General features: G+C 42.3%; 27 protein-coding genes. 8 read left to right on the top strand and 19 right to left on the bottom strand.

The features are described from left to right. Nucleotides 1-6 precede the first annotated feature (6 nt). Nucleotides 7-372: a fluoride efflux transporter CrcB gene (crcB, locus tag L1765_RS06920; RefSeq protein WP_236405933.1), complete on the bottom strand. Its 366-nt coding sequence runs from the start codon at nucleotides 370-372 to the stop codon at nucleotides 7-9. Next, nucleotides 369-794: a fluoride efflux transporter CrcB gene (gene crcB, locus L1765_RS06915; protein WP_236405932.1), complete on the bottom strand. Its 426-nt coding sequence runs from the start codon at nucleotides 792-794 to the stop codon at nucleotides 369-371. The genes crcB (L1765_RS06920) and crcB (L1765_RS06915) overlap by 4 nt, the downstream gene beginning before the upstream one ends. 255 nt (nucleotides 795-1,049) lie before the next feature. On the opposite strand from crcB (L1765_RS06915), the gene L1765_RS06910 reads away from it, so the two are divergent. Further along, nucleotides 1,050-1,256: a hypothetical protein gene (locus L1765_RS06910; protein WP_236405931.1), complete on the top strand. Its 207-nt coding sequence runs from the start codon at nucleotides 1,050-1,052 to the stop codon at nucleotides 1,254-1,256. 199 nt (nucleotides 1,257-1,455) lie between these two features. Here L1765_RS06910 and phoU read toward each other — a convergent pair whose 3' ends face one another. From phoU to L1765_RS06885, 5 genes are all read right to left on the bottom strand, one after another. Then, entirely contained in the window at nucleotides 1,456-2,115 is a 660-nt protein-coding gene (phoU, locus tag L1765_RS06905) for a phosphate signaling complex protein PhoU (RefSeq protein WP_236405930.1), read from the bottom strand. A gap of 25 nt (nucleotides 2,116-2,140) precedes the next feature. Beyond that, on the bottom strand, nucleotides 2,141-2,893 hold the full coding sequence (pstB, locus tag L1765_RS06900) for a phosphate ABC transporter ATP-binding protein PstB (protein ID WP_236405929.1): 753 nt from the start codon (nucleotides 2,891-2,893) through the stop codon (nucleotides 2,141-2,143). 317 nt (nucleotides 2,894-3,210) lie between these two features. Then, on the bottom strand, nucleotides 3,211-4,077 hold the full coding sequence (gene pstA / locus L1765_RS06895) for a phosphate ABC transporter permease PstA (RefSeq protein WP_236405928.1): 867 nt from the start codon (nucleotides 4,075-4,077) through the stop codon (nucleotides 3,211-3,213). Further along, a complete protein-coding gene (pstC, locus tag L1765_RS06890) occupies nucleotides 4,077-4,994 on the bottom strand; it encodes a phosphate ABC transporter permease subunit PstC (RefSeq protein WP_236405927.1) in 918 nt (305 codons plus the stop codon). The genes pstA and pstC overlap by 1 nt, the downstream gene beginning before the upstream one ends. A 153-nt stretch (nucleotides 4,995-5,147) precedes the next feature. Then, nucleotides 5,148-6,134, bottom strand: coding sequence for a PstS family phosphate ABC transporter substrate-binding protein (locus L1765_RS06885; RefSeq protein WP_407942217.1), 987 nt, complete (start codon nucleotides 6,132-6,134; stop codon nucleotides 5,148-5,150). A gap of 198 nt (nucleotides 6,135-6,332) precedes the next feature. Here L1765_RS06885 and L1765_RS06880 point away from each other — a divergent pair, with 198 nt between their 5' ends. Both L1765_RS06880 and L1765_RS06875 read left to right on the top strand, forming a co-directional pair. Then, nucleotides 6,333-7,709 (top strand): UDP-glucose dehydrogenase family protein, encoded by a 1,377-nt coding sequence (locus L1765_RS06880; RefSeq protein WP_236405925.1) that lies wholly within the window; start codon nucleotides 6,333-6,335, stop codon nucleotides 7,707-7,709. A gap of 236 nt (nucleotides 7,710-7,945) precedes the next feature. After that, nucleotides 7,946-8,551 carry a hypothetical protein gene (locus L1765_RS06875; protein ID WP_236405924.1) on the top strand — a complete coding sequence of 202 codons (606 nt, stop codon included), beginning with the start codon at nucleotides 7,946-7,948 and terminating at the stop codon, nucleotides 8,549-8,551. Between the two features lie 564 nt (nucleotides 8,552-9,115). On the opposite strand, the gene L1765_RS06870 is transcribed toward L1765_RS06875, so the two are convergent. The 3 genes from L1765_RS06870 to L1765_RS06860 form a co-directional block, all read right to left on the bottom strand. Further along, a complete protein-coding gene (locus L1765_RS06870; protein ID WP_236405922.1) occupies nucleotides 9,116-10,540 on the bottom strand; it encodes a sensor histidine kinase in 1,425 nt (474 codons plus the stop codon). Further along, a complete protein-coding gene (locus L1765_RS06865; protein WP_236405920.1) occupies nucleotides 10,537-11,220 on the bottom strand; it encodes a response regulator transcription factor in 684 nt (227 codons plus the stop codon). Before L1765_RS06865 ends, L1765_RS06870 begins: the two co-directional genes overlap by 4 nt. A 148-nt stretch (nucleotides 11,221-11,368) precedes the next feature. After that, on the bottom strand, nucleotides 11,369-12,361 hold the full coding sequence (locus L1765_RS06860; protein WP_236405918.1) for an NADPH:quinone oxidoreductase family protein: 993 nt from the start codon (nucleotides 12,359-12,361) through the stop codon (nucleotides 11,369-11,371). 195 nt (nucleotides 12,362-12,556) lie between these two features. Here L1765_RS06860 and L1765_RS06855 point away from each other — a divergent pair, with 195 nt between their 5' ends. After that, complete coding sequence (locus tag L1765_RS06855; RefSeq protein WP_236405917.1) at nucleotides 12,557-13,834, top strand: Nramp family divalent metal transporter; 1,278 nt, start codon at nucleotides 12,557-12,559, stop codon at nucleotides 13,832-13,834. A gap of 134 nt (nucleotides 13,835-13,968) precedes the next feature. On the opposite strand, the gene L1765_RS06850 is transcribed toward L1765_RS06855, so the two are convergent. Next, complete coding sequence (locus tag L1765_RS06850) at nucleotides 13,969-14,607, bottom strand: SurA N-terminal domain-containing protein (RefSeq protein ID WP_236405916.1); 639 nt, start codon at nucleotides 14,605-14,607, stop codon at nucleotides 13,969-13,971. A 101-nt stretch (nucleotides 14,608-14,708) separates the two neighbouring features. Between L1765_RS06850 and L1765_RS06845 the strand changes: the two genes are divergently transcribed. After that, nucleotides 14,709-16,256, top strand: a complete 1,548-nt coding sequence (locus L1765_RS06845; RefSeq protein WP_236405915.1) for a M1 family metallopeptidase — start codon at nucleotides 14,709-14,711, stop codon at nucleotides 16,254-16,256. A gap of 65 nt (nucleotides 16,257-16,321) precedes the next feature. Here the strand turns inward: L1765_RS06845 and L1765_RS06840 are convergent, their stop codons facing one another. Both L1765_RS06840 and L1765_RS06835 read right to left on the bottom strand, forming a co-directional pair. Beyond that, entirely contained in the window at nucleotides 16,322-16,828 is a 507-nt protein-coding gene (locus L1765_RS06840) for an MgtC/SapB family protein (RefSeq protein WP_236405914.1), read from the bottom strand. Between the two features lie 26 nt (nucleotides 16,829-16,854). Beyond that, the gene (locus L1765_RS06835) at nucleotides 16,855-17,019 is read right to left on the bottom strand and encodes a hypothetical protein (protein WP_236405913.1); all 165 of its coding nucleotides are present in this window, start codon (nucleotides 17,017-17,019) and stop codon (nucleotides 16,855-16,857) included. A gap of 285 nt (nucleotides 17,020-17,304) precedes the next feature. On the opposite strand from L1765_RS06835, the gene L1765_RS06830 reads away from it, so the two are divergent. From L1765_RS06830 to L1765_RS06820, 3 genes are all read left to right on the top strand, one after another. Beyond that, the gene (locus tag L1765_RS06830) at nucleotides 17,305-17,739 is read left to right on the top strand and encodes a hypothetical protein (protein ID WP_236405912.1); all 435 of its coding nucleotides are present in this window, start codon (nucleotides 17,305-17,307) and stop codon (nucleotides 17,737-17,739) included. Continuing rightward, nucleotides 17,732-18,805: a phosphodiester glycosidase family protein gene (locus L1765_RS16105; RefSeq protein WP_236405911.1), complete on the top strand. Its 1,074-nt coding sequence runs from the start codon at nucleotides 17,732-17,734 to the stop codon at nucleotides 18,803-18,805. Before L1765_RS06830 ends, L1765_RS16105 begins: the two co-directional genes overlap by 8 nt. 78 nt (nucleotides 18,806-18,883) lie before the next feature. Continuing rightward, complete coding sequence (locus tag L1765_RS06820) at nucleotides 18,884-19,477, top strand: Uma2 family endonuclease (protein WP_236405910.1); 594 nt, start codon at nucleotides 18,884-18,886, stop codon at nucleotides 19,475-19,477. A 346-nt stretch (nucleotides 19,478-19,823) separates the two neighbouring features. On the opposite strand, the gene L1765_RS06815 is transcribed toward L1765_RS06820, so the two are convergent. From L1765_RS06815 to L1765_RS06790, 6 genes are all read right to left on the bottom strand, one after another. Then, nucleotides 19,824-21,755 (bottom strand): AMP-binding protein, encoded by a 1,932-nt coding sequence (locus L1765_RS06815; protein ID WP_236405909.1) that lies wholly within the window; start codon nucleotides 21,753-21,755, stop codon nucleotides 19,824-19,826. 194 nt (nucleotides 21,756-21,949) lie between these two features. Further along, entirely contained in the window at nucleotides 21,950-23,299 is a 1,350-nt protein-coding gene (locus tag L1765_RS06810; protein ID WP_236405907.1) for an ATP-binding protein, read from the bottom strand. Then, nucleotides 23,296-23,562, bottom strand: a complete 267-nt coding sequence (locus L1765_RS06805; protein WP_236405906.1) for a hypothetical protein — start codon at nucleotides 23,560-23,562, stop codon at nucleotides 23,296-23,298. The genes L1765_RS06810 and L1765_RS06805 overlap by 4 nt, the downstream gene beginning before the upstream one ends. 150 nt (nucleotides 23,563-23,712) lie before the next feature. Next, nucleotides 23,713-24,711, bottom strand: a complete 999-nt coding sequence (gene bioB / locus L1765_RS06800) for a biotin synthase BioB (RefSeq protein ID WP_236405958.1) — start codon at nucleotides 24,709-24,711, stop codon at nucleotides 23,713-23,715. Nucleotides 24,712-24,835: 124 nt separating this feature from the next. Beyond that, entirely contained in the window at nucleotides 24,836-25,951 is a 1,116-nt protein-coding gene (locus tag L1765_RS06795; protein WP_236405904.1) for a Nif3-like dinuclear metal center hexameric protein, read from the bottom strand. After that, the gene (locus L1765_RS06790) at nucleotides 25,915-26,664 is read right to left on the bottom strand and encodes a tRNA (adenine(22)-N(1))-methyltransferase (protein ID WP_236405902.1); all 750 of its coding nucleotides are present in this window, start codon (nucleotides 26,662-26,664) and stop codon (nucleotides 25,915-25,917) included. The genes L1765_RS06795 and L1765_RS06790 overlap by 37 nt, the downstream gene beginning before the upstream one ends. Nucleotides 26,665-26,692 lie beyond the last annotated feature (28 nt).

The following is a 26,692-nucleotide window of genomic DNA, read 5'->3' as shown; positions in this document are numbered from 1 at the left end:
TTCGTCTTAAAAAATATACTTGCCACCTAAATATCCCAAAAAAGCAAGCAGAACACCAATTGTGTACGTAGCGCCCAGGTAAATCACCAGGATTCTCCACTCTTTTTTTCTTGCTAACTGGATGCTTTCTACCTTTAGAGTAGAAAAAGTAGTAAAAGCTCCCATAAATCCTGTTCCAAGTAGCAGCAGGACAGAAGCTGGCCAATCTGCCGCAATGAGAAAACCCAGAAGAAATGAACCTGATAAATTTACAAATAGAGTTCCGATAGGGAAATGGGAAGGAAATCGTTTCAACATCCATTGACTGACATGATATCGTGAAACGGCTCCAAAACACCCTCCCAAAGCCACCATCAAGCTGTTCCATATCATCCAGAATGTCCCTCCAGTCCTTTTTTCCTTTCATTCTCCTTCTTTTCCCATTGTTTTCGGGCAAGCCGGTATCCGCTCCAGGCCAACCATAGTCCGCCCCATAAACTAATTAACACATAAAAGATCCCGTAACCCCACAAACCCCTTTGAACCAGTTCCAACGTTTCAACACTGAAGGTGGAAAATGTAGTAAAAGAACCGATTAAACCTGTGCCTATTCCAATGCGAATATGGGAGGGTATTGAGGAAGAATGAGTAGACCAGGTTGTAAACCATCCAAGAAAAAATGCTCCAATATAGTTGGCCAGAAGTGTTGCCAGCGGAAAAGACTGAATCCACCAATTGGAGATGATCAAACCTAATTCATAACGAAGCAGTGATCCCACAGCTCCAGCTAAACCAGTTACAACATAAGTAATCATTCTTATAACTTCTCCCTTTGTCGAATCCTTTAAAAAAATTATTGATTCATGTAATAAATTCATGGTATCCAATTTCAACTGATTAATCAATGAACGATAAGAAAGAAGACTTGGTTCAATATAAATGGGTGAGATAGTTTATTGTCTGATGGACAAATTCATTATTTTGGAAGAAATAAACGAAAAACCGCTCCTGTCTATACCCTCCTGTCCTTCTATCACATAAAATTTTTATTGTAGAAGGGAGGTGACACCATGAATGAAAATTTAGGGGTTCGCCAAACCAACCGTCAACTTTTATTCAGGATTGACAGACGTACGTTACGAATATTAAGGAATACACGGCTAATTCTTGAGGAATTACAGCAGCATGATCGTCGCGTTGATAGAAGATTGCGTCAAATTGAAGAAAGATTGAGAAACAGCAGCCACACCAGAAGAACCTATAGGGGAAGTTGGTAAAAAATCAGAAAATAATAGACGGGAGACCTAATCAGGTACTCCCGGTTTGTTTAACTATCTATATACGAAGTATTCTCTTAGAGAATATCGTGCCTGACAAATAAGGTAAAGGGACGATTTGACCTAATTGATGGTCCCTTCTCGTATTTTCGCCCGGATTTGACTAGTGGACGTGTAAATCTTTTCCGTACCAATGGATCTAGTTTAAATCTGCTTTTTTGGCTTCCACAATGTAGGTGACATATTCACCGATGTTAGTAGCCAGATCAGACATCCTCTCCAGGAATCGGGCAACAAAAGCAAATTTCATAGCCTCTTTAATATGCTTGTTGTTTTCGGTCATATATTCAACAAGTTCATCCAATATCTCCTGATAAATCCGATCTACTTCATCATCTTTTTCAGCCATTTTTCTGGCCAAATCCACATTTTCGGTGATATAGGAGTTGATTCCATCGTGAACCATCTCCTGGGTTAATTTTGCCATATTCGGAATGTCCACCAAAGGTTTATAGAGGGTTAAATTTTCATCAACAAAATCGATGGTTACCCTTGCCAAATTACATGCCAAATCAGCCATTCTCTCCAAATCCTTGGAAATATGCATGGCCGCTGCTATCTTTCTTAAGTCCTTGGCAACAGGCTGTTGCGTAGCGATCAGTGTGATTGCCTTATTCCCTATTTCTAAATCCATTTGGTCAATCTCTACATCCCGGTCCAAGGTTTTTTGGGCTAATTCCTTATCTAAATTGGCAAGGGACCTGACGGATTGATCAATGGAAATTTCAACGGCTTCTGCCATTCTTAATAACTTCTCCTTTAATTCATTCAGGGAACGACTGTAAGCTTCTCTGTTCATACACTCACCTCATTTTTTCAATAAATTAACCAAAACGTCCGGTAATATAATCCTCTGTTCTTTTGTCCCTTGGGTTCTGGAAAAGTGTAGATGTTTCCGTACACTCAATCACTTCACCTTGCAAGAAAAATGCGGTCACGTCAGATACACGGGCAGCCTGCTGCATATTATGGGTAACAATCACAATGGTATAATTATTCTTTAATTCCTGAATTAATTCCTCTATTTTTGCCGTTGAAATCGGATCAAGGGCAGAGGTAGGCTCATCCATCAGCAAGATGTCCGGATTGACTGCCAGGGCTCTGGCAATACAAAGGCGCTGCTGCTGACCGCCGGATAATCCATAGGCCGGTCTTTTCAAGTAATCCTTTACTTCTTCCCAAAGGGCAGCCTTTTTTAAGCTCTCCTGAACAATTTCATCCAAATCATTCTTTTTGGTGATGCCATGCATTCTGGGACCAAAGGCGATATTATCGTACACACTTTTAGGAAAAGGATTGGGCTGTTGAAATACCATTCCTACTCTTTTTCTTAAGGATTCCACACTAACGTTCGGATCATAAATATTTTCTCCAAGGATTCTAACGGAGCCGGTTATATGAACTCCCTGTATCATATCATTCATCCGGTTTAATGTTCGTAAAAAGGTAGATTTCCCGCAACCAGACGGACCAATAAATGCACAGATGGATTTTTCCTCAATATTCATGGATATATCTTTTAGGGCATGAAAATCCCCATAATATAAATTTAAATCCTTTACTTCAATGATAGACACTACATTCAACTCCCCTATTCAGACTATAGATCCGGAACTAAAGATTTACACGTCTGCTTGTCGAGTTCGGTCCAGATGTGGTTAATGTCCACTTCAAGTCTAAAGAACGGAGCCCTCAAAAACATCTGGCTATTTCAAAGGTGGAGTCAGTTTGAGGGCTAATTCCCGTTCTTTAGCCTTTTCGCTTAGTTCGAACTCGAAGGCCGTCCTTTGTAAATTCTTTGATATGAAAATACCTTTTCATATCAATTTGTGACCCTTCGGGTCATGTAAGTTTAGTTCCGTACATATAAAAATTCTGCCGATACGGACATCCATTAGAATCTGCGCTGAAATTTATTCCGTAAATAAATAGCGATGGAGTTCATCGTTAATAATACAATAAGCAAAACCATAATTCCTGCCGCAGCTACATACTGAAACTCTTCCTGAGGCCTGGAGGTCCAGTTGAAGATTTGAATAGGCAAAACAGTGAAGGAATCAAAAATGCTCTTCGGCGTGAAAGCAACAAAGGTAAGGGCTCCAATCATAATCAAAGGAGCTGTTTCACCGATCGCCCTGGATAAGGCAAGGATGGTTCCGGTTAAAATGCTGGGAAACGCAGCAGGCAGTACAATATTCCTTATCGTTTGCCAACGGGTTGAACCCAAGGCATACGAAGCATTCCTTATGGTCTCAGGTATGGCGCGAATCGCCTCTTGGGCAGAAACAACAATAATGGGCAAAATTAATAGACTCATGGTTAATGCCCCGGCAATTAAACTTCTCCCAAAACCGATTCCCCTTACAAAGAGAGTTAATCCCAGAATCCCAAATACAATGGAAGGAACCCCAGCCAGGTTATTAATATTGATTTGGATCAATTTGCTGAACCAATTTTTCTTTGCATACTCTTCCAAATATATCGCTGTTCCAACACCAAGTATAAAGGAGATAGGGGCTGTTAAGGCAATGAGCCAAATACTCCCCCACAAGGCTGACTTGATTCCTGCCTTTTCAGCAAAACGGGAAGGAAAGCTGGTGAGGAACTGCCAATCAAACCAACCTAACCCTTTGGATAATATGCTATAGATAAGAATCGCAAGAGTAATAATTCCAACCGATGTTCCGGCGAAAAACAACCAATGATTGATTTGATTGATCCTTTTTCTTTTCTTGATCAATTGTTCCAATTTTACATCCATTATTTATACTCCTCCTTAAAGCGGCGAGTAATCCACTGAGCAATGATATTCATTAGAAGGGTGATGACAAATAAAGTCATCCCAACAGCAAAAATTGTCAAATATTCGATGCTACCATATGGTGTATCCCCAAGGCTGACCTGAACAATATAGGCGGTCATCGTTTGAATACTTTCTAAGGGATTCGCTGTCAATTTTGGAGTAGCGCCGGCTGCGATTGTAACAATCATCGTCTCCCCAATGGCCCTGGATAATGCCAATACAAATGAAGCGACAATACCTGAAAGGGCAGCAGGAAGGACCACTTTAAGAGCCACTTCAAATCTTGTGGCACCCAAGGCATAAGCACCATCTCTAAGGGACTTTGGTACGGATCCCATGGCATCTTCGCTGAGGGAGGAAACCATCGGAATAATCATGATTCCAACCACAATGCTAGCACTTAGGGCATTAAAAATCCCCGTATCGGGCAAAAAGATCCTTATCACCGGAGTGACAAATGTAAGGGCAAAATAGCCGTAAACAATAGTTGGAACTCCAGCAAGGACTTCCAAAATTGGTTTAATGATTCTCCTTGCCCGATCAGGGGCATATTCACTTAAATAGATGGCACTAGCTAATCCGATGGGTAAAGCAACAATGCTCGCTCCAATGGTAACCAGAAGCGTGCCGCTCAATAAAGGAAGGATTCCAAAATGTTGTGGCTTAAACAGAGGTGTCCATTTTGTATCCGTCAGAAACTCAAAAAAGGGAACGACCCGAAAGAAGTTAATAGTTTCCAGCAGTAGCGTAAGAACAATTCCCACGGTTGTAAAAATTGAGATTAGCGCAGCAAAAAACAGCAACTTCGGAACTATGAGATCTCCTAAAGGCTGCCGTTTTCCTTTCAATGAAAAAGGTTTATCCGGTAACGACATGGTGAATCTCCCCTTCCTGGACAACAAAAATCCTGATATATATGCGTAAATAAACTTACATGACCCGAAGGGTCACAAATTGATATGAAAATGGTGGTGGCCCCAAGGAAATCCTCCTCGGGGCACCACAACGATTCATGTCCCTTTATTACTTTATTTTACTGCTTGAACTTCTGCAAGACTTTTTTCATACATATCTTGTGGCAGTGGCACATATCCTACTTCGGGAACAAAGTTTGGTCCTTCGGTTAGGTAGTATTCTACGAAAGCTTTCACTTCAGGGCGTTGTAAGGATTTTTTGCTTACATAGATGAATATCGGGCGAGATAGCGGGGCATAAGTCCCATTATTCACTGTTTCATCAGTTGGTTCAATAGGGCCGTTCCCGCCATCAATCGGTACTACTTTAATTTTATCTTTGTTTTCAATATAGTAAGCATATCCGAAATATCCAAGGGAATATTTATCACCGGCAATACCTTGCACAAGGACGTTGTCGTCTTCACTGGCAGTATAATCAGAACGGCTGGCACCATCTTCTCCATTAATTACTTCAGTGAAGTAATCGAATGTTCCGGAATCTGTTCCAGGTCCGTATAATTTGATTTCTTCATCGGGCCAACCTTCACGAACTTGACTCCATTTGGTTACCTGGCTGTTTGGCTCCCAAATTTTCTTTAATTCTTCAGTGGTCAAGTAATCAACAAAATCATTTTCAGGATTTACTACTACAGAAAGTCCGTCAAAAGCCACAGGAATTTCAATATATTCAATGCCGTTTTCTTTTGCCTTTTGCGCTTCAGAATCTTTAATAGGACGGGAGGCATCGCTGATATCCGTTTCCCCTACGGTAAACTTCTTAAAACCTCCACCAGTACCGGATACCCCAACGTTTACGCGAACATCAGGATTTGCAGCCATAAATTCTTCGGCAACCGCTTCAGAGATGGGGAAAACCGTGCTGGAACCATCAATTTGAATTTCTCCAGATAATTTGGTTTCCGCCGCTTTTTCTTCAGTTTTTTGATCGTTGGCTGCTCCGCAACCCACCAACAAAATCATAGTTAGTGCAAAAATTCCTAGTACAACAAATGATTTCTTAAGACCATTCACTGAAAAACCCTCCTTATATTTTTGCATTGCCTTTCACGATTTCTAATATACCAGCCAATTATTGAGCTAGTATAATGGAATTGTTAAGGTTTTGTTAAGATAATAAGAGTTTCTGGTATTTTTTCCATTTTATCTGCCATTCATTCGATACGATAATCTGACATGCAAATCTTGGAATGCCATTTTTGACGAATTATTGCTACAGTATAGACAGGAGGTGTCCATATGAAGATTACCGTGATTGGCACAGGTTACGTCGGCTTGGTGACCGGAGCTTGTTTGGCCCACATGGGGCATGATGTCATTTGTGCCGATATCTCCGTGGAAAAAATTGCAACGTTACAGTCAGGCGGACTCCCCATTTGGGAGCATGGATTAAAAGGAATCATAGATGGGGCCAGGAATGAGAACCGTATTCAATTTACAACGGACATGGCCCAGGCCATTCAAGAATCAGAGGTCCTGTTTATTGCTGTCGGAACCCCCTCCCTCCCTGATGGAAATGCCGACCTCTCCCAACTGTGGTCCATTGTGGTGCAAATCGCAACGGTTAGCCAGAGTGATAAAACCATTGTGATTAAAAGTACAGTCCCTGTTGGGACATCGGATGAGGTAGAAGCCGTTCTTCGACATTTGTCTTCAGATCCTCTTCATTTTGAGGTCGTCAGCAACCCGGAATTCCTGCGCCAGGGAAATGCCGTTTACGATTTCCTTCATCCTGACAGAATTGTTATAGGCTGCTCCAGTTCAAGGGCAAGAAAAACTATGTCTCTAATCTATAAAGATTTCTCGGTTCCCATCCAGTTTTGCGACAGACGAAGTGCAGAAATGATCAAATATGCCTCCAATACCTTTTTGGCGATGAAAATTTCCTATATTAATATGATTGCCGGGCTCAGCGAGAAAGTGGGAGCCAACGTGGATGAGGTAGCCAGAGGAATGGGATTGGATCGGCGGATTGGTCCTTCCTTTCTTCAGGCGGGAATCGGGTATGGAGGTTCCTGTTTACCAAAGGATACCAGTGCCCTTCTTGCCCTTGGCAAGCGATTGGATCACGAACTTCCTCTGGTTGAGGCCGCTGTAAAAATTAACAAGGAGCAGTCTCAGCTGATCATCAAAAAGCTGCGCCATTCCCTTGGCTCATTGAATCAGAAGCGGATTGCCATCTTGGGATTGTCCTTTAAGCCAATGACGGATGATATTCGGGAAGCGCCTTCCCTGTCGGTTATCCGCCAATGCTTAAAGGAAGGGGCCATCATTCGGGCATATGATCCCCTTGTCCATGACTATCCTTTGAAAGACATCACCCTATGCCATGATGAATACTCGGCTATTCAATTTTGCGATGCCATAGTGATCTTGACGGAATGGGAGCAGTTCCGCCATTTGGATTGGGAGAGAATCAGCCAGAAATTGCGCCTCCCTCTGATTGTGGACGGCAGAAATATCTTTTCACTAAAACAAATGGAAGCCATTTGTGAGAAATATGGGTTGATCTATTTTTCTGTCGGACGACCTACGATCTTCGGCACATTTGGATGTGATGCCAAGGAAAAAACTTCAATCCTGGAGGAACTCAAAGCCGCTATTAACGGTTTGTAAAGATTTATTAAATACACAAAAAATGGCCTCTCCATTTCATGCATGCCCTCTGGTTGATTATGGTTTCTTATCAGGTGTCTATTCTCTAAAGAATAGAATAGCGGGAAGAACGGTGAATTTCTTCCCTTTTTTTTCTTACTTTCGTCATACTTTCGTCATTTTTTCCCTTTATGCTGAAATCAGCAGGGGAGATCTCCTTTGTCAAAAAATAAAGAATATCGAAGGAGGAATTTAGGATGAAAAAGTTGATGTCATTGGTTTTGGGGCTTGTGATTGTTCTTGGAATGGCAGTAAGCGGATATGCCGAGGATTTCACGCAGAATTCACCTGTGGATTCAATGACAAGCGGGGTAAAAAGCAAGTTTCAAGAAAAAAGGGAGGAGTTGAAAGCCCAGAAAGAAGAATGGCAAGCAGCGTGGGGAGATTTAAAAGCCAAAGGGGAAAAATGGAAAGAGTATAAAGGGGCATTTCAAGAGAAACACCAGATCATCAGGGAAAACCGACAAACTGTTCTTTCCCTGAGAGAGGAAATTCTCTCTCTTAATACAGAAGTCAGGGAGAAAATAAATGCCCTTCGGTCAAACCCAGAGGGAATCTCGGAGGAATTACAGACCCAGATTAAAGACCAGCTCGCAGTCATTAAGGCTGACAGGGAAGCATTGAAAGAGATAAGGGAATCTATGCAGGAACAAAAAGAACAGTTTAAAGCCAATAAAGAAAACCGGGATGCCGACGCCATGCTGGCCAACTTGGATAATGTTATCCGCATCCAGGAAACAAGGATCGAACTGTTGAATCAGCTAAGAAGTAACATGGAAAAGCTGCTGTCAATTGTGCAGTAATCGGGCTGCTTCAGACAAACTGAAGAAACCTCTGAGTCTATCTTCTGTCTCAGAGGTTTTTTCTTGTAAGTATAAATCTTTTATTTATCCGATGGCTAACCGCCACTAAGACTCCCGATGGAACTAAAGAATTTACACGTCCGCTAGTCGAGTTCGGCGGGAAGTAATTAAAGTCCGCTCCGAGACTAAAGAACGGAGCCCTCAAAAACATCCGGGTATTTCGATGATGGAGTCAGTTTGAGGGCTAATTCCCGTTCTCTAGCCCCGTAGCTTCGCACGAACTCGAAGGCCGTCCTTAGTAAAATTCTTTGATATGAAAATACCTTTTCATATCAATTTGTGACCCTTCGGGTCATGTAAGTTTAGTTCCATCCATCCATATATTTGGGGGATAAGTGGCGCTAAGCCCCTGGATAAGTTGTCGACAAAAACGCAGCGTCCTGCTGCATTGTCGACATTGGCACGTCCTGTTGCAACGTCGAAGTTAGCACCTCCATGTGTGTCATAAAACTCCACCTGAAGTAAGTTTCCTTTATACTTCCGGCGGGTTTTCTTTATGCAAATCTACTGAACGGGAAACATCAGGGTAAACTTCGTTCCTACACCTGGCGTGCTTTCTACACGAATATCCCCCTGATGTGCATCCACCAACTGTTTAACGATGGCGAGTCCAAGGCCTGATTCCCCTTTGGATTTTGTCCTCGAAGGGTCAATTTTATAAAAGCGGTCCCAGATGTCACATAAATGATCAGGAGGAATGCCTACTCCAGAATCTTGGATGGTCACCATCGTCCCTTGATCTGTCATCCAGCCATTCACTTCTATTTGGCCCCTTTCGGTAAACTGAATTCCATTTTTGATCAGGTTCATAAAGATTTGCTGAAGGCGGTCATAATCACCAAAAATGGTCGTTTCTGATTGGATCTCATAATTGAGACCCACCCCTTTCTCATCCGCCAGAGGTTGAAGCTGCTCTATCACGATTTCCAGAATGTCATTTAATGAATGGACTTCTTTTTTTAATTCAATTTTCCCGGAACGAATTTTTTCCAGGTCCAGCAATTCGTTGATGAGACGGATCAATCTCATGGTCTCCTTTTCCATTATGGCTAAATATTTATCCTTGTCCTTCTCTTCAACAAGCCCTTTTCTCATTCCTTCAATTAGCCCCCTTATGGAGGTAAGGGGTGTTCTTAATTCATGGGTCACATCAGCTGTAAATTGCTGTCTCCTTTTTTCCATGATTAACAGCTGCTGATGGCTCTCCCTCAGTCTTTCACCCATGATATTCATATCCCTTGCCAGCTGAGAAATCTCATCCTCTTTATGAACTGGAATGGGAGTTACTTGATCCCAATAACCTGATGCCACCTGTTTGGCAAATTGCCGCAATAGAAAAAGCCGTCTCGCCATCCCCTTTGAAAGAAACCAGCTAAGAACCAGAGCAATGATAAATGAGATGAGGCCTGTTTTAAGCAGCAATAGATTAAACTGAGCAGCTGCCTCCTTTGTTCCCTTCAATGGAGAAGCAAGGATAAGGAACAGGGGCTGTTCCTTCTTGGGAGAACGCAGCGGATAAATGAGCAGGGTTGCAGGTTCTTTGAACCGGCGCAGTTCCTTGAGCTGGCCAACCGGCTTTCCGCTTTTTAAACGGGCTATTTCCTCTTCAGAAAGGCGAAAAGAAGTAAAGAACCCATTGCTTACACCCGAGTTACCAACGATCTGTCCATTTCTGTTGAGAAGGGCAATACGGATGCCACGCTGTTCGGCAAAGTTTTTTATCAGTTCCAATCCGTTGTCATCAGTCAATCTTTTCTGTTCTTTAAGAAGTTGTTTCACATTTTTGGCCAACTGGTTTAACTCTGCAAGCTTCTGTTCATAGGCATAATTGGTAACGAACTTCATCAAAAATCCAAATAGGAGAACAAAAGAGAGCAGGAGCACAATCACATGATTCAAAATGAATTTGCTAAAAATACTTTTCTTCATGATGACTCTTCCTCATCCCACTTGTAGCCTACTCCCCATACCGTATGGATCCACTGATGATCTGAAGTGGAAATTTTTTTTCTTAGACGTTTAATATGTACATCCACCGTTCTTTCGTCCCCATAAAAGTCAAATCCCCACAATTTTTCCAGCAGTTGCTCTCTTGTAAACACCTGCTTCGGGTGTTTAGAGAGAAAAGAAAGGATATCAAATTCCTTTGCCGTTAACCCATTGATTTTCACACCATCAATGAAAACTTCCCTTGTTTGATCATAAACCTGAATCCGCCTGTCTCCCGGTTCTGGAATCCCAGGCTGGGAAGCATTTTTCCTTCGGCAGACCGCTTTAATTCTGGCCAGCAAGGCAAGTGGACTAAAAGGTTTTGTAATATAGTCATCTGCTCCCAATTCCAAGCCAAGGATTTGGTCTGCTTCCGTATCCTTTGCTGTCAGCATGATTAAGGGTATATCCGATGTTTGTCGCAATTTCTTGCAAAGGGTGATCCCGTCCGTTCCAGGAAGCATCCAGTCAAGGATCACAAAGTCCCATGATTGCTGTTCAAGCATTTTCTGTGCTTCATCTCCATGATGTACGAATACAGGTTGATAGCCTTCTTTGGAAAGAAATAACTCTAACATCTGACAAACGCTTTGATCATCTTCAACGACAAGAATGTTCATGACCATGTCCATCCTTTCATTTTCCCTTACAAAAAGCATAGCAGAAATTCATGCAAATTTGGATGGATTTTGGGAAGCAATTCATACTTGCAAAAAAAGGCCTGAATCTTGGAGAAAGACTCTTTTATTTCAATGCTATAGGAAATATCTAATTGATTTTAACAACGGTACGTCCGCGAACCTGGCCTTTCAGGATCGCGGCCAAAATATTTGGCAGCTCTTCCAGGGTAATTTCATTCGCTGCTTGATCCAGATCATCAGGCTTTAAATCGGACCCCATCCGATTCCATAGATTGGCCCTGGTAACCATTGGACAATAGACCGAATCGATTCCTAATAGATTGATGCCACGAAGAATAAATGGATATACTGAGGTAGAAAATTCCCCGCCTCCCGTTAAGCCGCAGGAGGCCACAGACCCGCCATACTTGATTGTGCTTAATACATAAGCAAGGGTATTCCCTCCTACCGGATCAATTGCTCCAGCCCATCGCTGTTTATCCAAGGGTTTTATTTTTTCTGGCGATAATTCTTCCCGGGATAAAACTTCTTTCGCTCCCAACTGACGAAGGTAGTCATGTTCAGACTCCTTGCCGGTACTGGCTACTACATGATAACCAAGTCTGGAGAGCATGGCCACCGCCATACTTCCCACCCCACCCGTTGCGCCGGTAACCAGGACAGGGCCGTCTTCCGGCTTTAAACCATTCTCTTCCATTCGCTGAATGGATAAAGCGGCCGTAAATCCAGCTGTGCCATAAATCATCGCTTCTTTTAATGTGAGTCCTTTAGGCAAAGGAACCACCCAATCTCCAGGAACCCTTGCAAACTGGCTGAAACCGCCAAAATGGGAAACTCCCAGCTCGTAGCTGGTGGCTATCACCTCGTCTCCCTCTTTGAAGCGATGATCTGTTGATGAAACCACAGTTCCCGCCAGATCAATTCCAGGAATGAATGGGTAGAAACGAACAATTTTTCCATTTGGAATGCTGGCTAATCCATCCTTGTAATTGACACTAGAATAAGCAACTTGAATGGTCACCTCTCCTTCTGGAAGATCATCTAACGAGATCTCCCTCATGCCGGCCGAAAAAGATTCCTCTGTTTTATTCACGATAAAAGCCATGAATTTTTCTGTCATACATACAACCCCTCTCCTATTCTTTCTTCTCCACTTATCCATTTCTATTTTTTGATGATTATTCCTTTTATTTTTTTATGGATATTTGCACATTTGGGCTTATCTTCCCATTCACAAATTAAAATTATTTTAATATAATGTTTTGCATAGGGGAAACTTTTTGTCGTTCTATAAAAAAATAAGGTGGTGCACAACTTGAATCAAGAACATTTGTTAACTCAACAGTCCTTACTCTCCCTGTTAAAAAAACAAATAAAGTCGTTCTCACTAAAAAAGGCATTTCCGTTTATCGGCCCTGCCTATTTAGTCAGTGTTGGATATATTGATCCAGGAAACTGGGCAACCAATATTGAGGGAGGCGCAAGCTTTGGATACAAGCTGCTATGGGTTCTTCTTTTAAGCAATCTTATGGCCATATTGTTGCAGGTACTTTCTGCAAAATTAGGCATTGCCACTGGAAAATCTTTAGCAGAAAACTGCAGAGAGCATTTTTCAAAACCCCTCTCCTTTTTTCTGTGGGTGACGGCCCAATTGGCGGCTATGGCTACTGATTTAGCTGAATTCCTCGGAGCTGCACTGGGATTTTATATCTTATTTGGCCTGCCCATGATGCAATCAGCCCTGTTGGCTGCGGTGTTTACCTTTCTTGTTCTCGCGTTACACCGATACGGATTTAGAAAAATTGAGTTCATTATTTTTGGATTGGTGGGAATCGTCGCCGGGGTTTATGTCCTTGAATTATTCCTGGCCAAACCGGATTGGGGACAGGTGGCCTATCATGTATTTGTTCCACAAATTGATTCAGCTAGTATATTTGTCGCCATCGGCATGCTAGGGGCAACGGTTATGCCCCATAACATCTTTCTTCACTCCGCCATTGTGAAGCATCGGCTGAAGCCCCATGATCCGGCACATAATCAAAGATTATTCAGGTATTCTGTCCTGGATTCCGTAGTGGCGTTAAATACGGCATGGTTTATTAACTCAGCGATGATCATCATGTCTGCAGCTGTATTTTTTGCCAATGGAGTAGGGGTGACTTCCATTGAAGAAGCCCAAGCTACCTTGGTTCCATTGCTGGGGGGATTTGCTGGTACGGCCTTTGCTATTGCCCTATTGTCATCTGGGCTTTCCTCTTCGGTAACAGGGACCATGGCTGGTCAGTATATTATGGAAGGATTTCTACATCGGAAAATTCCCATGTGGCTAGGACGATTTATTACCATGATTCCTGCCTTAGTGATCATTGGAATGGGAGTCAATACTTTAAAGGCCCTGATCTTAAGCCAGGTTATTTTAAGTTTGCAGCTACCTTTTACAATTATTCCTCTCATCTGGTTTACAAGGAACAAAAAGTTGATGGGAGAATATGTAAATAAAAAAATAACCACCATCCTGGTGATCCTGGTAGCTGCGATCATCCTGTTCCTAAACGGATTACTGATCTACGAGGTTTTTGGAGGGGAATTTTAGGACAGGAGTTCTAATAATTTCCGTTATCCATAAACGGTTAGCTACAGGGTATGGTAAATGACTTTGTAGGTATAGACGGAACTAGAGGGCTGTCCTTTGTGAATGCTTTCGTTCCGTCTTATACTTAAGAACGATTATTTATCTTCCAGATAAATTTCTACTTTTGAGTTGTCCAGCTCTTGAACGACAATATCATCAAAGGCTTTTTTCGCCAGGAAGGAAAGGTGCTGTTCATCTACCCCAGGATTTTCTTTTGCCACTTTCCCCTTTAACTTTTCTGTTACCTTTTCAATTAAAATGACATCTTTCATTTTTTCCTTTTCCCTGGCTTTAAATTTATTTTCTCCCATTTCCTTAATAAACTTCTGATAAGCCCCATAGATCTCCAGCTGATCGATATAACTGTCCAGCCTTTCTTTCACTTCTTCATCGGTAACAGACATGTTTTCCTTTTTAGCAATGTTGGTCATGGCGATGAACCGAATCATTTTCATCAATGCATTTTTTTCCGTATAGGCATTCTTCTCCCTGTTCAAATCTGATAATCTACCCTCCAACTCGCTTCCCGTAAAGTTTTTCCGTATATCTTCTTCGTTAATGGCAAACTGAAGCTGGTCTAATTTCACTTGATAATCCAAATCAGCTCTTGTAATCATTTCATCATTCACTTTAGCCACCAAATCTGTGCCATTATTTCTTTCAGAAGTACAGCCGCTAATGAAACCTGCAACAAGAATGCCCAACAGCATCATTCTTACATATCTCTTTCTCAATCTATCCACTCCCCTTTTACAAAAAACTAGTTTATACTTTACATATCTCATTCACCATTTATTTGCTATGAAATTTATCACAGAGGGGGAGATCCAATGTGATGATTCAAAAATTAGACGAAATTCGAGGAGTCGTCCTCTTCGTGATGGTGATATTCAGCATCATCCTTAGTCTTCCCGGCTGTTCCGCCAATAAAAACACTACCAATGAAAATATTGCCAATGATAGCGAAATCACGACAGCACCGGAAATAACCTCTGGCTTTTCCCAGGAAATGAATTTAAAATGGATTCGTAATTTTTATGACTATTCACTAACCTATGACCCTGAAAAAAAAATACTAACGGGAAATGGGTCATTAGTATATGTAAACGATTCGAAAGATGACCTTTATTCTATTGTTTTGCAGCTTTATTTAAATGCTTTTTCAAGTAATTATGATGGAAATCCGGTATTGCCAAGGTTTGCTGGAAAAGCATATCCCCACGGCAAAAAATATGGAAAAATCTCCATCAATCAAATTACTTCCGAAGGAGTCCCTTTATCTTTTTTAGAAAACACTTTATCCGTAATCATCGATCTCCCCCAACCTTTGCACCCAGGGGATTCCTTCCCAATTGATTTGCAGTTCTCCGCGGATATTCCAGATATCCGACATCGGGTAGGAAGTACCCCTAACGCCCAATGGTTCGGCAACGTATTGCCTTCCTTTGGTGTATATGATAATGGGGAATGGTTGTCCTATCCCTACTACCCCATTGGAGAACCATATGTTTCCAATATAGCTGACTATAAGATAAAACTAATGGTGCCTAAAGGTTGGGAAGTCATAGCTACAGGAGAAAAAACGAAAACAGAGGCTGTAGATGATGACGATTGGGTCAAATATTGGATTGAAGCAGAAAATGTAAGGGATTTTCTGTTCGCTATTGTGAAAGAATACAAAGTTCAGACCTTAAGTACAGATAACGGGACCCTCATCCATTTCTATTATCGAAAGGCCGATGACAAAACCGTTGACCAGCTTCTGAATCAAGTGGCCCGATCAATAGAGTATTTTTCCCGCAGGGTTGGCCCCTATCCATATAAAGAATTGGATCTCTTAGAAAATAACATGTTTATTACTGGAATGGAGTATCCTGGAATGGTGTTGATCAGGGAAGACCGGATGAATCCAGAGGGTCTAAATACGATTATCCATGAAGTGGCCCACCAATGGTTTTATAATTTAATAGGAAATGACCAAGTGAGGGAACCCTGGCTTGATGAAGGTTTTGCCACCTATCTGACCGATGAATTTATTCAAGGGGATAACTTGACTCGTTATTACCAACAGTTAAAGAAAGGGCTTCACGGCAGAATATTAAATGAAGGAACTACCTTATCCTTTTCTACTTCCCAATTTTCAGACTGGGGGCCCTACTGGAGACAAGCCTATGGAAAAGGGAGCCTGTTCTTGTTCTCACTTAGGGAAAAAATCGGAGATGATGCTTTCTCCCAATTACTCAAAAGTTTGTATAGGGATTATCAGTCTAAAATCATTCAAGCAACAGATGTCCAAAGAGTAGCGGAAAAAATATTTGGCAATTCCTTGGACGATTTTTTTGCCGCCTGGTTAAATGGAAAAGGAATCCCAAATCATTCATAAAATTTTTCATCATCACCAGCGGCAAATAAACTTTCCATTCTCACCATTAGAGATGAAGTTACGTCTTAATCATGTTCCTCCTCTTCTGTTTTATGGGGGAGGAACCCTCTCTTTTCCAGATAGGAAGAAATTTTTATCACCAAATACATGGCCACCATCACCATAAGGACAACATCAAGCAAATTGGCTCCAATAGCTAAACCGATCATGCCTGTTGCCCAAAGCTGAGCCGCAGAAGTGAGCCCTTTAATATTCTTTCCATATTTGAGAATCAGTCCCCCGCCAAGGAAACCCAATCCGGAAACCACCTGAGAAGCCAGCCTCATGGGGTCTTGCACCACATTGCTTTGTTTGGGAAGTGTCAAACTCCCGACTACCTGCTCCACTCCATAAATAGAAATAATCATAACCAAGGTAGAGCCCATACAGACAAAGGAATAGGTGCGTATTCCGGCCGGCTTGTTTTTTGAGGTTCTTTCATATCCAATGAGGAAACCGACCACTGCACTGATAAAGATTCTTAGATAAACATCCCCAGGCAATGAAAAAAATGAAAAAAAAGCTTCCTTCACTATACTCCCCCCTAAGGATCATTTCTCTAAGAGTCATTTCTTTTTCTTTTTCCAAATTGAAATGCATAAAACAGGGCAACGATAACAGATATGATTATGGCTAAAAAAATGGATTTTACAAAGAATTTAAATAAAACGACCAAAAACAAAATCACGGCAATAAAAGTTAAATTAAACCAGATCCGTCCCATATTTCTCCCCCATTCCTGATTCTACTGTCCATTTTCTCCTAAAATGATCCCTTATGCAACTTTTACCACATTGGCATCCTCTCAAAAACCCCATATACTAAAAGAAAACGATTTTCTATGTGACCATGGACAAGTGTAAGTAATTTTTTGATCAGTTAAGACAATAGATGTGGAACCAAAGATTGACATGTCCGCTAGTCGAATTCGAGCAAGAAGTGATTCACGTCCGCTTTAAACCATATAGTTCTGATCAGTAAAAACTGATTTTCTGAGGAGAGGATATCTATGGAGAGTCAACATTCTATGGAACAGAATCTTTCAACAACCGAGCTTAGCCGCAGAAAAAAATCAAAAAAAAGCCGCCGAACAGGGAAAACGATCATGGTATTCTTTCTTTCCGTTCTGGTTTGGGCCAGTTTAGCCTATGGCGGATATCGCCTTGGCTTCTCGCTGATTAACCAATCTACTGCAGCCCTTCAGCAATCGATTGATGATGTGAAAGAAAGCAACGCTCTTCAGCTTCAACGAATGACAGAACAAATGAAATCTCTGGAATTTGAATTGCAGTTGATTGAGGAATCCATCAATCAAACGGATTCACAATTATCCGATTCCAACACAACCCGCGAAGCTCTGATCAACCGGATCACTGAGTTGGACAAACAACTGGAAGAATTAAAAAAGTCCTTGCAGAAGCTAAAGGAGAATACCCGTGGTTAGACGCATCATTTGGTATTTAAATCGTTTTTTATTCTTCTTGAGTGCACCTGTCATCGGTTTTCTATTAGCTTTATCCCTTCATCCCATACCATTTCATGTAGAACAAAACCGTCTCTTAGTGAATACTGAAACCTTTCAATCCCAATTAAAGGAGCTTCGCAACAAAACAAACTCAATCGTTGAAAAGACAAGTTCGATTCAGCTTTCCCTTGAAGAACTGAAGAGCACCTTTGTAAGCCAGCAAGACCTGATTCAGGAGTTAATAGAAAAAAGCAAAGTCCAGAGCGGACTAGCCGATACAATTATCGAGGAGCAGATCATTGAACGATTGGGACCTATTTTAGATACTTATGAATCAGATCGGGTAAAGATTCAGCTTTTTGCCGTAATCGGAAAACCATACAGGGGACACGTGGCAAAAGTAAAGCTGAAGGATCCATCCGCCATTCGGGTGGTGCTGGCAAAAGATCGTTGGGGAGAAACGGAAACCACCAGTGAAGCGGCAAGGCGGATGAATGCCATCTTTGCAGTCAATGGTGGTGGCTTCTATGAAACCATTGAGCAAGGAGAAATTAAAAACAAACCGATTGGAACAACCATTGTAGACGGGAAATGGTTGAGCGGCTTCTTTCCAAGGGGGGACGATGTGTTTTTCTCAGGTTTTTCTAAAGGGGGGAGTTTGATCGGCGGCTATTTTAAAAGTAAGGAAGCACTGGCCCAATTGGAGCCCCAATCCGGGGTCAGCTTCCTCCCAATTTTAATCAAGGACGGGAAACCTCTCCCCATTCCGAAGGATTGGCAGAATCAGAGACACCCTAGAACCATCCTGGGACAATTTGTTAATGGCGATCTCTTCTTTATGGTGATTGATGGCCGCCAGCCCCGCTGGAGTATTGGCGCAACCCTTGAGGAAATACAAGAGAAGTTGATGAGCTGGAAAGTGATAGATGCCTACAACCTGGATGGCGGCGGTTCTTCCACCCTGGTTTTCAAAGGAAAACTATTAAACCGCCCCTCCGACGGACAAGAGCGGCCTGTAACAACCAATATTGTGATTTTGCCGTAATTTCATATCATTGTCCTGATACACCCGGTAAGTTATACTGGACTTAAGTGAATTTTCAAGATTAAGGAGGGAGTCATCATGAGCAGCACACCCTCAGAGAAGTCACAAAAAGTCGTAAAAGAACAGCAAGAGGCCTATCAAGAGGCAAACATCCCGAAACACTATCCTTTTATTGAAGAAAGGTATGAAATCATCAACAACATTCGTTATGACTTAAAGCCATCCCCAACGGTAAAACATCAAAGGATCCTTGGATATCTTCATAAATCCCTAGACGCTACCTGTCACAATAACGGGGTGATCATATTTGCCCCAATGGATGTTTATCTTGATGAGGGAAACATTTTTCAGCCGGACTTGATTTTTATCCTGCATGAGAATTCAGAGATTATTAAGGAAGCGAGAATTGAAGGCGCCCCTGATTTGGTTGCGGAAATTTTATCACCAAGCACAAGCCAGAATGATAAAATCCGCAAAAAAGCCCAGTATGAGCGTTTTGGAGTGAAGGAATATTGGATCGTTGACCCTGTTCATTTTACCGTCGATCAATTTGTATTGGAAAATGGGAGGTTTCTCCTGAATGCAACGTATGGCGAAGGAGATACCCTCACCTCTGATTTATTTTCCTGCGTTTCCATAGACCTAAGCCCTTTATTTGACCAAATCCGATAAAAAAAACTTACTACAGATGGAGTGATTTTCTCCATCTGTAGTTTAGTTGTGCCGCACAGGACGTGCCAATGTCGACAATGCAGCAGGACGCTGCGTTTTTGTCGACAACTTATCCAAGGGCTTAGTGCCACTTATCTCCCAAATATATGGATGGATGGAACTAATGAATTTACTAAGGACAGCCTTCGAGTTCCATCATCGAAGTACCCGGATGTGTTTGAGGGCTCCGTTCTTTAGTCTCGGAGCGGACATTGATTACTTCTCGCTGAACTCGGCTAGCGGACGTGTAAATTCTTTAGTTCCATCGGGAGTCTTAGTAGCACTTAGCCATCGGACAAAAGATCAGCTAATTTCCTGCATTGATCTCTTTTATCCGTTGGACAGCCTGGGGATTTTCCAAGGATGACAGATCTCCAGCTTCTTTCCCCAAATATGCGGACCGAATCACCCGCCTTAAAATTTTCCCATTCCTCGTGCGGGGAAGCTCGTGAACAAAATGAATCGCTTTCGGTTTTAACGGTTTCCCAAGATTTTGGGCAACCAATTCCATTAACTCCCCTTCCAATTTCTCTTCCATTTCATCGGAACACTCATCCCACCTCGGGACGACAAAACCAACGGCAGATGTTCCCTTCACCTCGTCCGGCACACCAACAACGGCCGCTTCAACCACAACAGGATGGGACACCAAAATGGACTCCAATTCGGCCGGACCTACCCGTTTTCCGGCAATTTTTAACGTATCATCACTTCGCCCCTCAATATACCAAAATCCCTCATCATCTATGCGGGCCCAATCTCCATGGACCCATACATTAGGCCACTTATTCCAATAGGTCTTTTCATAGCGTTCGGGGTCCTGCCAGAAACCGCGGGTCATTCCGGGCCACGGCTGTTTAATCACCAGTTCCCCTACTTCTCCTCTGACCGATTCTCCCTCTTCATTTACCACATCCACCACCATCCCGGGAATAGGCCCGTGAAATGAACAGGGCTTCTGGGGCAAACCAGGAAAACAGCCGATGATTCCTCCGGAAATCTCTGTCCCTCCGGAATAATTGATGATGGGACACTTCCCTTTGCCTGCTTGTTCATAGAGCCATTCCCATGGAGTTGGATTCCATGGTTCGCCTGTTGAGCCGAATACCTTTAAGGAAGAAAGGTCATGCTTTTCCACCCAAGACGTGCCGTGGGTCATTAAGCTGCGTATCGCTGTGGGTGAAACTCCAAGATGAGTCACCTTGTGCTTTTCCACCAAAGACCACATTCTATCCGGTTGTGGATAATCGGGTGTTCCCTCAAAGAGAAGAACCGTTCCACCCAACAACAGAGCGCCATATACCATCCAAGGCCCCATCATCCAACCCATATCGGTAATCCAAAACAGGATATCATCCTTGGCAAAGTCAAAGGAAAACATCATATCCTGAGCCGCCTTAAAGGGAAAACCGGCATGGACATGAACGGTCCCCTTCGGTTTTCCGGTAGTGCCGGATGTATAAATCAACAAAAACGGATCTTCACTATCCATAGGTTCAGCTTTCATCTCATCCGATTGTTGATTTAAAAGGAGATCATAACCGACTAGCAATGGGGACGATTGGCTCTGATCAATCTCTAAAGCTCCTGTACGGTCGACAACAACCAGATGAGTGAGGGATGGAGAAAGGGCAGCGGCACGTTTTGCCTCATGAAACATATCTACCCTTTTCCCCCGACGGAAAAATCCATCGGCTGTTACCATCACCTTGGCTTGACTGTCATTCACTCTTGTGGCCACGGCTTCTGCGCCATATCCGGAGAATACAGGGATGACAATGGCACCGATCTTGGCAGTCCCCAACAGAACAACGGCTGTCTCAGGGATCATGGGCAGATACATGACAACCCGATCTCCCTTTTTCACTCCCAGGCTTTTTAATCCATAGGCAAACCGGTTAACCGTCTTGTATAATTCAGAATAGGTTACCCTGCGGTTTTCTCCTCCATCTCCTTCCCAAATCAACGCTGGTTTGGTTGCGGATTCCCCTTGGGCATGTTTATCCAGAGCATCATAAGTTAAATTCATCTTTCCGTTCACATACCATTTCGTCCACGGAATACCCTGTGAAGTATCCATGACTTGGGAATAGGGTTGAAACCAGGTAAGGCCTACTTCTTTCTCCATCTCTCCCCAAAACCAGGAGGGATCATCGGCAACCGCTTGATGAAGGCTTTTTAGTTCCTTAAATCCATGCTTATCCATAAAACGTGCTAACTGCGAGAATGTCAAAATCATCGACCCTCCCTCTCGTATCTTTTTTACAACATTATACCAAATCATACACTTAATTTTTAGAAAATATGAAAGTGTAGCGCATTTAAGCTCTTCTTACCCGGATGGTTTAGATATGTCCTGTACTGGACTTCCCATCGTTTAAGATGGTTTGCCAATATTGTTGAAACCATTACCAATATGAAACACCCTCTCCTTCACTTATTCTCCATTAGGCAGGGCAGGACAATGGTAAAGGTGGATCCATTATTCTTGTCGGAGATCACTTCAATTCTGCCGCCATGATTTTCAATAATTCGGTAACAGATGGATAAGCCCAATCCCAGCCCTTCCTCCTTCGTGGAATAAAACGGGTTGAAAATGTGTTTGATTTCTTCTTCTTCCATCCCGATTCCTTCATCCTGTATCATTATTTTAGTTTCATTCTGATCCGCCAAATGTTCCAGTTTAACCGTTATTTCCCCTCCCCTTGGCATCGATTCGATAGCATTTTGAATCATGTTCATGAATACCTGCTTCATCTGGGATTTATCGATCATCACAATGACAGGTTCATGATAAGAAATATAATGAACACTGATGTTGAACAATATGGCTTGTGTTCTCATGAGTTGGACCGTCTCTTCCAGGACTTCATCTATATTTAATGCTTTTCGTATCGGGGAGTCCGGCTTAGCTGTTAACACAAAATCCGTAACCAGTTTATTCATCCGACTCAGCTCATCCGTAATAATATGCAGATACTGTTGCTCAGGTTCTGTTGATGAGTACCTCTCCTTTAACAGATGAATAAACCCAGATACAGTAGTTAACGGATTTCTGATTTCATGGGCCAATCCGTCTGCCAGTTTACCAATAATTGAAAATTTTTCAGAAGAAATAATCTGCTTTTCCAATTCATAACGCTCGGTAATGTCCCGGAATTGAACAATTACCCCAAAGAATTCATCGTTCTCATCATAAATAGGAACTGCATCGAAGAGGCAGACAATCGGTTTTCCACCCTCCTTGGAATGAAGCTTCAACTCAACGTTTTCACAGGGTTTCCCCTCCGATATAATGGAACGGATATATTTCCCGATAGGTTCCAATTGGTACAGCTTGTTTCCTTGCAGCTTTTCTTTTGGATAGCCCAACAGCTTTTCTGCGAAATCGTTCATTTCATTGACTCGCCCCTGGTTGTCCGTAATGATGATTCCATTTCTTGTTGTACGAATCATCATTTGATTGAACAACTCCAACCGTTCATTCTGTTTTCTTAACAGCAATTCCCTCTCAATGGAATCAACCATCGTTGACAATAATGAAACATATAAGGAACTGGCATACTCTATTGATGTCATAATGGAAATGGTTCCCCTTATGTCTTTAATATCAGGAAAATGAAAGGGTATCGAGTAGTAGGCAGATTGGTGGAGATGATAATGATAGTGGTCTGTTCCAACCACCTCAACGACATGGTCATGTTTTAGAGCTAATGAAATGGAGTTGGTTCCCATCTCTTCTTCGGAGAATTTAACCCCGATATGAATTCCGATCTGATTCACCTTTTTTTTATCATCTCATCCCCATACATTTCCAAAATAAACCCGTGTTCATCAGACACGACAATTAATAAAGGATCATCCTTAATAAGGGAAATCAGCTTACTAGCAAATAAAATCACCACAGACAATACATCATCATACTCTTTTAGTTTTTTCCTTAACTCACCCTGGGATAAAAAATTGGATGGTGTTGGAATTTGGAATGGATTCATATGTCTTCTTTCACAAAATTCTTTAGATTCTTTGATATACTTGATTTCCATCTTTCGACTCCCTTAGCAAGCGTGATTAACAAAAAATTCGGCAAAAGGAAACAAATTCCTCCATTTTCTATGCATAGATTCGAAAAATACATTAAAAAACAAAACCCATCTTTATGGAAAATTCCTAAAGATGGGTCTTTCAAGCTGAATTTATTCCATTTCAAATCCCATATCGGCAAGCATTTGGTAATCCTGTGATGCTTCTTGTCCGCCGGTTGTCAAATAGTCTCCGATAAAAATAGAGTTTCCAACATATAAACCCAAAGGTTGAAGGGAACGAAGATTCACTTCCCTCCCCCCGGAAATACGGATTTCCTTTGAAGGGCAGACAAACCGGAACATGGCCAGTACTTTTAAACACCTAGTTGGAGTTAATTGATTCAACCCTCCCAATTTTGTTCCCGGAATTGGGGTTAAAAAATTGACCGGGATGCTGTCGGCATCCAATTCCCGTAACGCAAAGGCCATATCCACAATATCTTCATCAGTCTCTCCCATTCCAACAATACAGCCTGAACAGGGAGACATTCCGGTTGCTTTTACAATCTCCACGGTTCTTACGCGATCCTGATAGGTATGTGTTGTTGTAATGTTCCCATGATGGGCTTCACTGGTGTTAATATTGTGATTAAATCTTTCCACGCCTGCTTCCTTTAAGCGAATGGCCTGATCAACGGTAATTAGGCCAAGGCATGCACAAATCTTAATCTTCATCGTTTTTTTTATCTCCTTGACCGCTTCAATAACCTGATCCAATTCTGGTTCAGTAGGCTTTCTCCCGCTAGCAACAATACAGTATGTACCGGCATTCATTTCGAGGGCTTTTTGGGCACCCTTTACAATTTCATCCTTTGAAAGCATGGTATATTTTTGAATAGGTGCCGTTGAATCCTTCGATTGGGAACAATAGCCGCAATCCTCCGAACAGTGACCGCTTTTCACATTGGCAATCAAGTTCAACTTCACTTTGTTTCCAAAATAGTTTCTACGGATCAAATATGCTCCAGACAATAGTTCCAGAATTTCCTCATCCTTTGTTTGCAGGATGGCCAAAGCTTCTTTCCGTTGAAGAACATGTCCTTCCAGAACTTCCCTTGCCCGTTCCACCCAATTTTTTAACCCCTTTTCTTGAGCTTTCTGTGTGTTCATCATCACTTCTCCTCCCATTTAAGCGTACCGTGAAAATAAAAAGTTAACTTTAAATTATATATAGTTAACTTATTTCCTTTATTATCAAGGAAAAGTGTTAACGAGTCAATTAGAATAGTTAACTTTATAGAAATTGAAAGGGGTCCGTCGATATCTGGGAGATGATGACATCTGTTTTGTATTTGTTCTCATCCAATTTTCCCTTTAAAAAATTGGCGACGCCCTGCTTCATCACTTTTTCGATATGATGACCGGGATCAATAATGTTTAATCCGCTGGTTAAGGCATCATGGGCCGTGTGGTAATAAATATCTCCTGTGATTAGAACATCTGCGCCTTTAAACGAAGCCTTTGATACAAAGCTATTGCCATCCCCGCCAACCACTGCCACTTTTTGCACCATTTCATCAAGGACGCCTACCACCCTAAGACCAGAAACACCGTACGCTGTTTTTACTTTTTCTGCCAGCTCCCTTAGAGATACAGGCTGAGGAAGTTTTCCAATCCTTCCAATTCCGTAGGGTTTTCCAGGGATATCCAAAGGATAAATGTCATAGGCTACTTCTTCATAGGGATGGGCTTTCATCATCGCACGAACAACTTTGCTTTGAATTTCTGCCGGAAAGATGGTTTCAATCCTGATTTCTTCCACCTTTTCCAAATTCCCATGGGAGCCAATATAGGGGTTGGTCCCTTCCCTTGGCATGAATGTGCCAAAACCTTCGATATTGAAAGTACAATGGCTGTAATTCCCAATCCAACCGGCCCCTGCCTCTGCCATGGCATGAAGTACTTCACCATGATGGGTTTTTGGAACAAAAACCACCAGTTTCTTTAACTGCTGAACATAACCTGTCTCCAGTATTTCGACCTCTTCAAGTCCCAAGGGCTGAATCAGGAGATCATTTACCCCGCCATGGGCGGCATCCAGATTGGTATGGGCGGTATACACGGCGATATCATGTTTAATCAGCTTTTCAAATATTTTCCCTCCCGGGATATCAAATCTCAAATGTTTCAACGGGCGATAAATGAGGGCATGATGGGAAATGATCAGGTCAATCCCTTGATCAATCGCTTCATCAACCACATTCTCCTGAACATCCAGGGTAACCATCACTTTTTTTATTTCCTTATTTAACGTACCTACCTGGAGCCCGATGCGATCCCCTTCCACTGCCAGGTGCTTTGGCGCAAGCTGTTCTAGGTATTGGATAATGGTTTGTCCGTTGGCAAACATGAAAGTACCTCCTGTATGCTTAATATTCGCTGACTAAAGTCCTCTTTTTTTTCCTGAGCCTCAATACTGTGGCTCCTCTCCAATTGTTTTACCACCCTTTCCATCTTTCGCAGCTCTTCTTCCCATTTTATGCGAAGAAGCAATGGCTGTCTTTTCCAAAGAAAGGGGCCAATATGAAACAAAACCTCTTTGTCCCAGGGTTGATTCAGATAGGGAGCCTCACGATCTCCCTTTTCAGCCACCACTATTTCATAGATTCGTCCTCCTTCTTCCAAAATGGATTCATCGACCAGCTGCCAGTGGTGATGGTAGAGCCAGCGTCTCACCAGTTCTTCACCTACGTTGGGCTGGAGAATCAATCGCTTGACGGCATCCAGTTTCCCTTTTCCTCCCTCTAAAATTTCAGTCATCAGGGGTCCTCCCATTCCGGCAATTACAATTGCATCCACTTCTTCAGGAGAAACAACGGAAAGTCCATCGCCTAACCGTACATCCACGTATGCGGACAAGCCTGACTGTTCGATTTGTTTTTTCGCTGATTTCCATGGTCCCCGGTTGACTTCACCGGCTATGACAAAGGGAGAAATCCCTTCCTGAACTAAAAAAGTGGGAAGGTAGGCATGATCGGAGCCGATATCGGCCACGGGACATCCTTTGGGGATATATTGAGCAATCTGATGAAGACGTTTTGAAAGCTGAATGGAATGATTCATTTTTCACCTCAAACTGGATAAAATTATT

This window comes from Microaerobacter geothermalis, assembly GCF_021608135.1.
Taxonomy (GTDB): domain Bacteria; phylum Bacillota; class Bacilli; order DSM-22679; family DSM-22679; genus Microaerobacter; species Microaerobacter geothermalis.
The sequence above is the reverse complement of the archived record's forward strand: the minus strand, read 5'-3'. Positions and strand labels throughout refer to the sequence as shown.